Source organism: Streptomyces sp. NPDC032745 (assembly GCF_055579465.1).
Genome location: NZ_JBVING010000001.1, coordinates 429,794 through 440,798, shown reverse-complemented (window position 1 = coordinate 440,798; position 11,005 = coordinate 429,794). Strand labels below are relative to the sequence as shown.

The 11,005-nt window shown below is 73.1% G+C and carries 11 protein-coding genes and 1 pseudogene; 4 read left to right on the top strand and 8 right to left on the bottom strand.

All coding sequences use genetic code 11. The annotated features are described in order from the left end of the window. Positions 1-203 precede the first annotated feature (203 nt). Positions 204-1,358 carry an SDR family oxidoreductase gene (locus ACZ5WG_RS01935; RefSeq protein WP_468719918.1) on the bottom strand — a complete coding sequence of 385 codons (1,155 nt, stop codon included), beginning with the start codon at positions 1,356-1,358 and terminating at the stop codon, positions 204-206. Positions 1,359-1,549: 191 nt separating this feature from the next. Here ACZ5WG_RS01935 and ACZ5WG_RS01930 point away from each other — a divergent pair, with 191 nt between their 5' ends. Continuing rightward, a complete protein-coding gene (locus ACZ5WG_RS01930) occupies positions 1,550-2,995 on the top strand; it encodes a zinc-dependent metalloprotease (protein WP_468719917.1) in 1,446 nt (481 codons plus the stop codon). Further along, on the top strand, positions 2,992-3,516 hold the full coding sequence (locus tag ACZ5WG_RS01925) for an NUDIX hydrolase (RefSeq protein ID WP_468719916.1): 525 nt from the start codon (positions 2,992-2,994) through the stop codon (positions 3,514-3,516). Before ACZ5WG_RS01930 ends, ACZ5WG_RS01925 begins: the two co-directional genes overlap by 4 nt. A 78-nt stretch (positions 3,517-3,594) precedes the next feature. Here ACZ5WG_RS01925 and ACZ5WG_RS01920 read toward each other — a convergent pair whose 3' ends face one another. The 4 genes from ACZ5WG_RS01920 to ACZ5WG_RS01905 form a co-directional block, all read right to left on the bottom strand. Continuing rightward, the gene (locus ACZ5WG_RS01920) at positions 3,595-4,350 is read right to left on the bottom strand and encodes an AIM24 family protein (protein ID WP_266663983.1); all 756 of its coding nucleotides are present in this window, start codon (positions 4,348-4,350) and stop codon (positions 3,595-3,597) included. A 17-nt stretch (positions 4,351-4,367) separates the two neighbouring features. Next, complete coding sequence (locus ACZ5WG_RS01915) at positions 4,368-5,048, bottom strand: AIM24 family protein (protein ID WP_030291234.1); 681 nt, start codon at positions 5,046-5,048, stop codon at positions 4,368-4,370. Positions 5,049-5,068: 20 nt separating this feature from the next. Beyond that, positions 5,069-6,799, bottom strand: a complete 1,731-nt coding sequence (locus tag ACZ5WG_RS01910; RefSeq protein ID WP_468719915.1) for a TerD family protein — start codon at positions 6,797-6,799, stop codon at positions 5,069-5,071. Positions 6,800-6,932: 133 nt separating this feature from the next. Then, on the bottom strand, positions 6,933-7,577 hold the full coding sequence (locus ACZ5WG_RS01905) for a M48 metallopeptidase family protein (protein ID WP_468719914.1): 645 nt from the start codon (positions 7,575-7,577) through the stop codon (positions 6,933-6,935). Between the two features lie 107 nt (positions 7,578-7,684). Here ACZ5WG_RS01905 and ACZ5WG_RS01900 point away from each other — a divergent pair, with 107 nt between their 5' ends. Beyond that, positions 7,685-8,791, top strand: coding sequence for a ThiF family adenylyltransferase (locus tag ACZ5WG_RS01900; protein WP_468719913.1), 1,107 nt, complete (start codon positions 7,685-7,687; stop codon positions 8,789-8,791). Positions 8,792-8,796: 5 nt separating this feature from the next. Here ACZ5WG_RS01900 and ACZ5WG_RS01895 read toward each other — a convergent pair whose 3' ends face one another. Both ACZ5WG_RS01895 and ACZ5WG_RS01890 read right to left on the bottom strand, forming a co-directional pair. Beyond that, positions 8,797-9,060, bottom strand: coding sequence for a hypothetical protein (locus ACZ5WG_RS01895; protein WP_468720539.1), 264 nt, complete (start codon positions 9,058-9,060; stop codon positions 8,797-8,799). Positions 9,061-9,128: 68 nt separating this feature from the next. Next, positions 9,129-9,203 (bottom strand): annotated as a pseudogene (locus ACZ5WG_RS01890) (hypothetical protein); the annotation flags it as partial. A 151-nt stretch (positions 9,204-9,354) separates the two neighbouring features. Between ACZ5WG_RS01890 and ACZ5WG_RS01885 the strand changes: the two are divergent. Next, positions 9,355-10,683 carry an ABC1 kinase family protein gene (locus ACZ5WG_RS01885; RefSeq protein WP_406512678.1) on the top strand — a complete coding sequence of 443 codons (1,329 nt, stop codon included), beginning with the start codon at positions 9,355-9,357 and terminating at the stop codon, positions 10,681-10,683. A gap of 63 nt (positions 10,684-10,746) precedes the next feature. On the opposite strand, the gene ACZ5WG_RS01880 is transcribed toward ACZ5WG_RS01885, so the two are convergent. Then, complete coding sequence (locus ACZ5WG_RS01880; RefSeq protein ID WP_099889587.1) at positions 10,747-10,953, bottom strand: hypothetical protein; 207 nt, start codon at positions 10,951-10,953, stop codon at positions 10,747-10,749. Positions 10,954-11,005: the final 52 nt, after the last annotated feature.

Here is an 11,005-nt window from a genome sequence, read left to right as displayed (position 1 = left end):
GGCCGGAGCACAGCCCGGGGCCGGAGCACAGCCCGGGGCCGGAGCACAGCCCGGGGCCGGAGCACAGCCCGGGGCCGGAGCACAGCCCGGGGCCGGAGCACAGCCCGGGGCCGGTCGGGGCCGGGGGCTACGGGCCCATCCCGAGGCCGGAGGCCGGGACGGGGCCTGGTCCGGGGCCGGCCCCGGACCGGGCGGGCCCGGGGTCAGAGGCCTCGGCGGCGGCGGGCTGCGCGGACCACTGCAGCGGCGCCGAGCAGGGCGACCGTCGCGCCCGCGGCACCCGCGGCGGTGGCGTCCTTGCGGCCCAGGCGGCGGCCCGCGACCGTGTGCCGGCCCGCGACCTCCTGGAGGAGCTCGGCCAGCACCTCCTCGTTGGTCCAGCGCGGCCGCCAGCCCGCCGCGTGCAGCCCGCTGACGCTGACCACCCACGGGTGCATCGTGTACGCGAGGTCGCCGGCCGGGGACGGCGTCAGGCCGATCCGGTGCAGCCGGGCGGCCGCGCCCAGCGCGACCGCCGACGGGAGCTCCATGCGGCGGATGCCGCTCAGCTCCTCGACCTCCTCCTGCTCCAGCCAGCCCTCGCACCCCACCGCGAGCTCGCCCTCGACCTTCTCCAGGGCGGCGTACTCCAAAGCGCTGACCAGGTCCTCCACGTGGCAGAACTGCCAGGTCGGCCGGGATCCGGCCACCACCAGCAGGCGCGGGGACTCGAAATAGCGGGTCAGGGCGGTGTCCGTGCCGCCGACCAGGACCGCCGGGCGGACCACCGTGACGTTCAGGCCGGGGTGCGCCCGGGGTGCCCGGCGGCCCAGCCGCTCGATCTCCAGCAGGTCGCCGACGCCGGTCGCCTCGGCCGTGGCCCGCAGCTCGGAGTCCTCCGACAGCGGGATGTCGTTGTCCGGCAGGGCCCCGTAGACCATCGCGGAGGTGCACAGCACGACCCGGTGCACCCCCGCCGCCGCGGCGGCCGTCAGGACGGTCTGGGTCCCGCGCACGTTGTACGCCGTACGGGCCGCCGGGTCCGTCTCGAGGTCGAGGTCCAGCGCCAGGTGCACGACCACGTCGGCGCCGCGCAGCTTCTCGGCGATCGCGGGGTCCCGTACGTCCAGGACGTGCCACTGCGCGGCGGCGCAGTCACCGCGCCGCTCGTCGATCGCCACGACCTGCTTGACCTCGTCGGAGGCGGCCAGGCGGGCCACCAGGGCCGCCCCGACCCCCGAGGCGGCGCCGGTCACGGCGATCACTGGGCCTCGTGCTGCCTGGTTTCGCGGCTGGCGAACGCCGTGGGCGCTCTCACCGTGCTCAGGGCGGTTTTCGGCGTCGTGCGGCGCGCGAACCTGCGGATCTGGGGAACTCACCAGGCGTCTCCAGCGGTTGTCTTCAGTAGGGACGCGCCGTGACGCGTACCTACCAGGTGATGTCCATCCTGCCGCAGCCCAGGAGTCGGCGGAGCACCGAGCCCGGAAGCGGGTGTGGTGTCTACGCTGGGTGGTGTTGTCGGACCATTTCCCGCCGGCCTTGCCGGCGGCCCTACGAGCCGAGGAAACCCGTGAGCGACACCCCATTCGGATTCGGCCTTCCGCCGGAGGAGCCGGAGAACGGCGACGAGGGCAAGAAGAAGGGCAATCAGGGCGGTCAGGGCGGCCCGAATCCGTTCGGGTTCCCGGGCATGGGCCTGCCGGGCGGCGCCGGAGGCCCCGGCGGCGCGGACAATCCGTTCGCGGCGATGTTCGGCTCGATGAACCCGAACGACCTGGGCGCGGCCTTCCAGCAGCTCGGCCAGATGCTCAGCTACGAGGGCGGTCCCGTGAACTGGGACATGGCCAAGGACATCGCCCGCCAGACCGTCGCCCAGGGCACGGCGGACGGGGTGAAGGACACGAGCGTCGGCGTCGCCGAGAAGTCCGCCGTCGAGGAGGCCGTGCGCCTCGCCGACCACTGGCTGGACGGGGTGACCTCGCTGCCCTCGGGCGCCACCACGGCCGTCGCGTGGAGCCGCGCCGAGTGGGTCGAGGCGACCCTCCCGGTGTGGAAGGAGCTCGTGGACCCGGTCGCCGAGCGCGTCGGCGCGGCCATGGGCAGCGTGCTGCCCGAGGAGATGCAGGCCATGGCGGGCCCGCTGCTCGGCATGATGCGCTCGATGGGCGGGGCCATGTTCGGCCAGCAGATCGGCCAGGCCGTGGGCGTGCTCGCGGGCGAGGTCGTCGGCTCGACCGACATCGGCCTGCCGCTGGGCCCGGCCGGCAAGGCCGCCCTGCTCCCGCTGAACATCGAGGGCTTCGGCAAGGACCTGGGCGTCCCCGCCGAGGAGGTGCGGCTGTACCTGGCCCTGCGTGAGGCGGCCCACGCCCGGCTCTTCGCGCACGTGCCGTGGCTGCGCTCGCACCTGTTCGGCGCGGTCGAGGGGTACGCGCGGGGCATCAAGGTCGACACCTCGAAGCTGGAGGACGTGGTCGGCCAGCTCGACCCGTCGAACCCGGAGCAGCTGCAGGAAGCCCTGCAGGGCGGCATGTTCCAGCCGCAGGACACCCCCGAGCAGAAGGCCGCGCTGGCCCGCCTGGAGACGGCGCTCGCGCTGGTCGAGGGCTGGGTGGACGCGGTCGTGCACGAGGCGGCCAAGCCCCGGCTGACCTCGGCGGACGCCATGCGCGAGACCATGCGCCGGCGGCGCGCCTCGGGCGGTCCGGCGGAGCAGACCTTCGCGACGCTGATCGGGCTGGAGCTGCGCCCGCGCCGGCTGCGGGACGCCTCGCGGCTGTGGGCCTCGCTGACCGACGCGCGCGGCGTGGACGGCCGCGACGGGCTGTGGGAGCACCCGGACATGCTGCCGACGGCTTCCGACCTCGACGACCCGGACGGGTTCGTGCACCGCGAGCAGCTGGACTTCTCCGAGATCGACAAGATGCTCGGCGAGGCGGCGCAGAAGCGCGACCAGGGCGAGCAGGGCAAGCAGGACGACGGCGACTCCGACGGCGAGGGTGAAGAGAAGAAGTGAGCCTGTACGACGACGCGGTGGTGGTCCTCAAGGAGTACGAGGGCCAGCCCGAGCTGCGAGACCTCTATCTGGAGCACCTGGCCGCGCACCCCGACGGGGTCTACAAGCCCTGCCAGGCCGGGCACATCACCGGCAGCGCGCTGGTCGTCGACCCGGCGGGCGGGCGGGTCCTGCTGACGCTGCACAAGAAGCTCGGCATCTGGCTCCAGATGGGCGGGCACTGCGAGCCCGAGGACGCCACCCTCGCCGGGGCCGCGCTGCGCGAGGCCGTCGAGGAGTCGGGCATCGCGTCCGGGCTGACCCTGCTGCCGGGCGGCCCCGTACGGCTGGACCGGCACCCGATCCCGGCGCCGTGCAACTGGCATCTGGACGTGCAGTACGCGGCGCTGGCGCCGGCCGACGCGGTGGCGGAGATCAGCGAGGAGTCGCTGGACCTGCGCTGGTTCCCGTACGAGGAGGTGGCGGCGGTGGCCGACACCTCGGTCGTCCGGCTGATGGAGGCGACCCGGGCGCGGCTCTGACGCCCCGGAACGACCCCCTGGAACGACGGAAGGGGCGGCCCCGCACCCGCGGGAGCCGCCCCTTGCGTGTTCGGCCGCTCAGTTCCAGGCGTTGTTCTGGTTCTGGGCGTGGGCGCCGTGCTGGCCCATGCCGTACTGCGCGGCGAGGCCCTGCCCGAGCTGGGCGTTCTGCGGCGGCAGCACCTCGCTGGGCTGCACCAGCGCGAAGCCGGTGCCGAGGAAGCTGAGCTCCCAGCCCTCGCCGGTGTTGCCGCGCCGCCGCCAGACGCCGGTGGAGTGCGTCTGGGCCTGCATCTGCACGCGCAGCGAGGTGGACCAGGCGACGATGGCGTCCGCGTCGGCGTTGACGTACTTGTCGGGCGTGACCTGCATCATCAGCGGCTGCCCGGAGGTCATCAGCGCGACCTTGCCGCGGCCGGAGATGTTGAGCTGGTACTTGCCGGAGCCGGAGATCCCGTACTGGCTGTCCACCGCGATGGCCTCGGTGTGCAGGGTGGAGTCCAGGGCCAGCACGTAGCTGCTGTCGACGGTGAGGCCGTCCTGGTCCACGTCCACGACGTGCACGTACTGGGCGAGGTTGGCCAGGTAGACCGTGCCCTGCCCGGAGCAGCGCATCAGGTCGAGGCCCTCGCCGGTGCGGGCGCGGGCGGTGCGCTGGGTGGTGCTCTGGTACTCGCCGTCGAAGTCGATGATCCCCTGGTAGGCGACCATCGCGCCCTTGCGGGCGAGTACGTCGTCGGAGCCGCTCAGGGTGACCCGCAGCAGCTGCGGGTTCTGGACGGCGTACCGCTCCTGGGACTGGGCCTCGGCGTGGGCGAAAAGTGCGCTCTGCATGATGTGTCCGCTCCCCCTCAGCCCCGGGTCCGGAGCCGGTCGGTGCTGTCCTCGCTGGGCTGTACGACGACGATGCCCTGGCCGGAGAAGGCCATCTGGTAGGCCTCCCCGCTGCCCCGGCCGATCATCGACGAGGCCTTGAAGCTGCGCTTGCCCTTCACCTTGAGGTTCGGGGACCAGGCGACGAGCGCGTCGGGGTCGACGTACGTCTCGTCCTCGCCGCGGCCGCAGTCGACCACGATCGGGGTGCCGCGGGAGGTGATGGCGACCCACCCGGTGCCGGCGACCTGTACGTTGAACAGGCCCTGGCCGGCGAACTTGGCCATGCCCTTGACCCGTTCGACGCCCCACTGGAGGTGGGCGTCGAAGGCGAGCAGGTTGGTGCCGTTGACCGACAGCGCGTCGTTGTTGAGGTTGATCACGACGACGTCGGCGCCGTAGTCCGCGAGGTAGAGCAGGCCGTCGCCGGTGCACTTCATCAGCGGGGCGCCCTCGCCGGTGAGCCACTGGGAGGCCATCTGGCGCAGGGCCGGCGGGTTGGGCTCGTACTGGACGAAGCCCTCGTACGCGACCATCGATCCGGTGCGCGCGAAGAGGTCCTGGCCGCTCTGCATGGCGACTTTGAGCATGGCCCGGCCGTGGTTCTCCATGCGGGCCGTGACGGGGGTGGGGGCGTAGCCCGCGAGCTGCTGGTTCATTGCGTTCATGACGGGCTCCCTCAGACCTCGTACGGCTGGACGACGATGAAGTTGCCGGGAGCGCCGCGGAACTGGAGGTTCACGGTCTCCCCGCTGTGGCCGGGGTAGGCGTTGCGCCGCAGCCGGACCTGGCTGGAGACGATCACCTGGGAGGCCGCGGACCACGCGACGATGGCGTTGCTGTCGGCGAAGGTGGTCGGGGTGACGGGCAGCACGACCGGCGTGCCGTGCGTCTTGACGATCACCGTGCCGGAGCCCTGGAACAGCATGGTGAACAGGGCGCCGCCGGGGATGCCGTGGCCCTCGATGCGGCGGACCTCGTGCTGGAGGCTCTCGTCGAAGGCGAGGACGCTCTCGGCGGAGACGCAGATTCCGTCGCCCTGGAGCTCGATGGCGTGCAGGTGCGCGCCGTTCTCGGCGAGGAAGACCTGGCCGCGGCCGCTGCAGCGCATCAGCTGCATCTCCTGGCCGGTGGCGTTGCCGACGATGCGGCCGGCGAAGCCCGCGCCCTTGTAGCTGAAGTCGACCTTGCCCTGGTAGAGGACCATGCTGCCCTGGCGGGCGAGGACGGGCTGGCCGCCCATCGCCAGGTCGACCCGCATGAGCTGCTGGTTCTGCGCGGTCCAGCGGGTGCCGGTGGGGACTTCCTTGTACGGCTGGAGGGCGGCGGCGAGGCCGGCGCCGGCGGCCTGCGGGGCGCCCTGGCCGTAGCCGGGCTGCTGGCCGGGCATCTGCCCGGGCGCCTGGCCGTACGGGGGCGGCTGCTGGCCGGGGACCTGGCCGTAGCCGGGGGGCTGCTGGCCGTACGGCGCGGGGGCCGGGGCCGGCGGCGGGACCTGGCCGTGGCCGGGCATCTGGCCGTACGAGGGCTGCGGCTGCTGGCCGTACGACGGCGGGCCGGGCGGCTGCGGGGCGTGGGGCGGCTGGCCGTACGGCGCGGGGGCCTGCGGAGTGGTCAGCGGGCCGACCATGGTCGGGGCCGAGTGCACCGGGGCCGGCGCGGCGGGCTGCTGGTACTGCGGGGCGGGCGCGGGCGCCGGGGCCGGCTGCGGGACGTGCGGGGGCTGCGGGGCCTGGGGTGCCTGCGGGGCCTGGACCGGAGCGCCGAAGGACGGCGCCGGGGCGGTGGCCTGCGGCGGCGGGGCGAAGCCCGGCGCGGCGCCGGCCTGGGCCTGGGCGGGCGCCTGCGGCTGCGGCTGCTGCGGGGCCTGCGCCTCGTCCTCCTCGGCGACCTCGCCGCCGAAGTTCTTCAGCAGTGCGGCGAGTCCGCCGTCGAAGCCCTGGCCGACGGCGGCGAAACGCCACACGTCCTTGAGGTAGAAGTCGCCGAGCATCACCGCGCGCTCGGTGCTGAACTCCGCGCCCGTGAAGGAGTACCGGACGACTTCCTCGCCGCCGGCCACGATCCGGATGTAACCCGGGCCGATCTGCGACATCTGCCCGGCCCCGTCGATCGTGGCGGTGAAGGACAGCTTGTGGATGCTCGCCGGAACGCGGTCCAGCGTCACCCGGAAGGACTCGGTGTCGCCGGCCTGCGTGCCGAGCTGCTGAATGGACTCCTCAGGCGACTTCGGCTGGTTGTAGAAGACGAAGTAACGGTCGTCCGACAGCTGCTCATTGACGTCGAGACCGAAGCAGCTGATGTCGAAGGCGAGTCCGGGGCCGGCGATCTGGACACCCACGTACAGATCGGTGCCTGCCGTGAGATCGCTGATCTTGGCCTTGTGACCGCGTTGGAATTCCCTGGCCATACGTAACGACCGTCCCCCATCCCGACAGTGAAATGCGTGCCGCTCAGGCTAGCCGCATCTGCCGACATCCGGCCAAGCCGGTACCGACCCGGTACATATCGATACGTCCGCGCCCGACGGTGGGCGGGCGGGGTCATTCCTCGCGGGCCGCCGGGACCTTGGGAAGGCGCTCGGCGGCGACCACTCCCTCGAGGTAGCCGCGGGCCCGCTCGGTGCGCGGGTAGGCCTCGAGCAGTTCCCAGAAGCGGGGGCCGTGGCCGGGCACGAGCAGGTGGGCGAGTTCGTGGAGCAGCACGTAGTCGACGACGTACTCCGGCATCCCCTGGAGGCGGTGCGAGAGCCGGATGCTGCCTTCGGCCGGGGTGCAGGAACCCCAGCGGGTGTTCTGGTTGGTGACCCAGCGCACCGAGCGGGGGCGGGCACGGGCGCCGAAGTACTGCTCGGACAAACGCTCGGCGCGCTCGGTGAGTTCCGCGTCCCCGAGGGTGCGCTTGCTCTCCTGCGCGGCCAGCTTGTCGAGCATGACCCCCACCCACCGCTGCTCCTCGGCCTCGGACATCCGGGCAGGGATGAGGACGACCGTACGGTCACCCTCGCGATAGGCGGATACGGTCCTGCGGCGGCGCGCGCTCCGGCGGACTTCGACGGCGCGCTGCTGTGGGTCGGCGGACACGCCCAAGACCGTACCCGCTCGCCGTCGCGGAAGTCGCCCTGCTCCACGGTTCGAACATGATCGATTCGGAGCCGGTACAGGAAACACCCTTTTTCTCCATCTCATATGCCTAATAGCCCTTGCCTGTGGACAAATGCGCGCACGGAATGCGGCGGGCGGGCACTCTGCTCGGGAAGGCGATGGGGCGGAGTTCGTACGACGGGGGGAAAGCCATGTATCCGAAGGTGAAGCCGGCGCTGGCGAGGGCGTGGCGGGATCTGCAGACGGTGCAGTTCGGGGTGACGCCCGCGCATGCGGTGGTGCTCGGCCCGGTGGACACGGCGACGGGATCGCTCCTCGACCGGATCGACGGGACGCGGGGCATGGAGCTGCTGCGCGCGGAGGCGGCGGCCGTGGGGCTGCCGGAGGGGCAGGTGGACGCGCTGGTGCGGAGGCTGGCGGCGGCCGGGCTGCTGGACGATGCCACCGCCGGCGGGCCGCGGGCCCAGGCGGTGCGCAAGCGGCCGGAGACCCTGGAGCGGCTCGGCCCCGATCTGGGGTCGCTCTCGCTGGTCCACCGCGACCCGGGAGGCGACTTGCGGGGTGTCGCGGCCCGCCGGGCCATACGGGTCCAGGTGCGCGGGAGCGGCCGGGTGGGCGGGGTGATCGCCGGGGTCCTGGCGGGAGCCGGCGTGGGCCGGGTCGAGGTCCTCGACGGCGGCCGGGTGGAGGCGGCGGATGTGGCTCCGGGCGGGCTGGGGCCCGGCAGCATCGGCCGGCTGCGGGCCGAGGCCGCGACCGGGCTGGTGCGCACATCGGCCCCGGGGCGCGCGCCGCGGACCGCGGAGCACGAGGGGCCCGAGCCGGGGGTGTCCTTGGTGGTGGTCGCACCCCGGGACGGCCTGCAGGCATGGGCTCCTGACCCGGGCCTCGCGGCCGACTGGATCGCCACCGGCACCCCGCATCTGTATGCCGGGGTGCTGGAGGGCACCGGGCTGGTGGGGCCGCTGGTGCTGCCGGGTGCGACGGCGTGCGCGGGCTGCATGGAACGCGACCGGGTCGAGGCGGATCCGGCCTGGCCCCGGATGCTGGTCCAGTGGCGCTCGGCGCACCGCCGCCGAGCCACCGCGGCCTGCGACCTGGGCCTGGCCACGGCGGTGGCCGGCCTCGCCGCGGCCCACGCCCTGTCCTTCCTCGACGGCGCACTCCCCGCCTCCACTGCCTCCCGCTGGGAGGCCGCCCTCCCGGCCCTCCACTGGGAGCAGACCCCGTTACGCCCCCACCCCGACTGCCCCTGCGCGGCAGCCCGCATCCCGGCCGAACAGGCGGCGGCGACATGAAGCTCTTACGAAGGCACGTCAAGCCGCTCCTCCACAGCGCGGCATGGCCCCTCGATCCGGGGCCCGGCCGCCGGAATCACCGGGACGAGGCTGCGCAGGGCCACGACCAGCTCGCGCAGCTGCCCAAGGGGTGGATTACAGCCCAGGAATTCCGCCAGGTTCTGCTCGGCCGGCTCCCAGCGGGCCGCAAGGCAGTGGGAGAGGAGAAGGTTTCCCACGTCCGAGGAATCCCGGTCTCCGGCAGCGTCGGAGATGACGAGCTCGGCCACACGGAGCAGGTGCGCCTCCCGCTCGGGCGGCGGAGCACGTGCAGGACGACGGGCGTCTCGTAGTGCACCCAGGCGTTGCCTGGCGCGAGTCCGGCCGCGCGGCCGAGGTCGGCGAGCGCCTCCTCGTACCGGCCCAGTTGCACGTAGGCGTCACCCCGGCCGGCAAAGGCCCCCGGGTTCGGGGCGGGCGCCTCGGGCGGGGCGGGGCGGAGGCGCCATGACAGGATGCGGTTGGCCGAGGGGTCATCCTGAACCGCCGCTTGCGGCACAGCAGTCTGGGAACTGGAGGGGCATATGTCTGATCTTCCCCGGAAGGCGGTCACCCGTACCGTCAAGCTGGCCGCGCTGCCGCTCGGCTTCGCGGGCCGGGTCACCTGGGGGCTGGGGAAGCGGATCGGGGGCAAGTCTGCGGAGATCGTGGCGCGCGAGCTCCAGCAGCGGACCGCCGAGCAGCTGTTCCGCACGCTCGGGGAGTTGAAGGGCGGCGCCATGAAGTTCGGGCAGGCGCTCTCGGTCTTCGAGTCGGCCCTGCCCGAAGAGGTCGCCGGGCCGTACCGGGCGGCGCTGACCAAGCTTCAGGAGGCGGCCCCGCCGCTGCCGGCCGAGACCGTGCACCAGGTGCTGGCGGACCGGCTGGGCGCCGACTGGCGGGACCTGTTCGAGGAGTTCGAGGACAAGCCGGCCGCGGCCGCCTCGATCGGACAGGTGCACCGGGCGGTGTGGCACGACGGCCGGCAGGTCGCCGTGAAGGTCCAGTACCCGGGGGCCGGTGAGGCGCTGCTGTCGGACCTCAGGCAACTGGGCCGGTTCGCGGGGCTGCTGGGGCCGCTGATTCCCGGCATGGACGTCAAGCCGCTGATCAAGGAGTTGCGGGACCGGGTCGCGGAGGAGCTGGACTACGAGCTCGAGGCCGAGGCCCAGCGGATCCACGCGGACGCGTTCGAGGGCGACGAGGACGTGGTCGTACCGGACGTCGTGCACCAGGGCGACCAGGTGCTGGTGACCGAATGGATGGAGGGGACCCCGCTGTCGGAGGTGATAGCGGACGGCACCGAGGAGGAGCGCGACGGCGCCGGTCAGCTACTGGCCCGGTTCCTCTTCTCGGGGCCGGCGCGCACCGGGCTGCTGCACGCCGATCCTCACCCGGGCAACTTCCGCCTGCTGACGGGGGCGGACGGCCGGATGCGGCTCGGCGTGCTGGACTTCGGCACCGTCGACCGGCTGCCCGGCGGCTGGCCCAAGCCCATCGGCACCTCGCTGCGGATGACGCTCGAGGGCGATGCCGAGGGGATCTACGGGCACCTGTGCGCCGAGGGGTTCGTCAAGGAGTCCATAGAACTGGACCCGGAGGCGGTGCTGGACTACCTGCTGCCCATCATCGAGCCCGCCCAGGCCGAGGAGTTCACCTTCACCCGGCCGTGGCTGCGCGGTCAGGCGGCCCGGATCGCCGATCCCCGGTCCCCCGCACACCAGTTGGGCCGGCAGATCAACCTGCCTCCCTCGTACCTGCTGATCCACCGGGTGACGCTGAGCACCATCGGGGTGCTCTGCCAGCTGGGCGCGACGGTACGGCTGCGGAGTGAACTGGAGTCCTGGCTCCCGGGGTTCCTGCCCGAGGAGTGAGCGCACGGACCCAGCGGGCCTGAGGGCTGAGGGCCTGAGGGCTGAGGGCCTAAGCGCCTGAGGTCACCACCAGGACGAATCGAGGCGGCCCTCGATCGCCCTGAGGTTGGCCCGCGCGCAGTCGACGCAGAAGTACTGTCTGGTCCCGTTCTCCACCGAGCAGGTCCAGGTGGGCGGGGCGCCGTCAGGGGCTTTCTTGCCGCAGCGCGCACAGACGACGGGCTGGGCCTCGGGTCCCGACGGGGCGGGGTGGGGATTCGGCTGGTCCACCTCCAGACGATACCTCCGCAAGGGGTGGAGAACCGTCCGCAACGCACCGGGG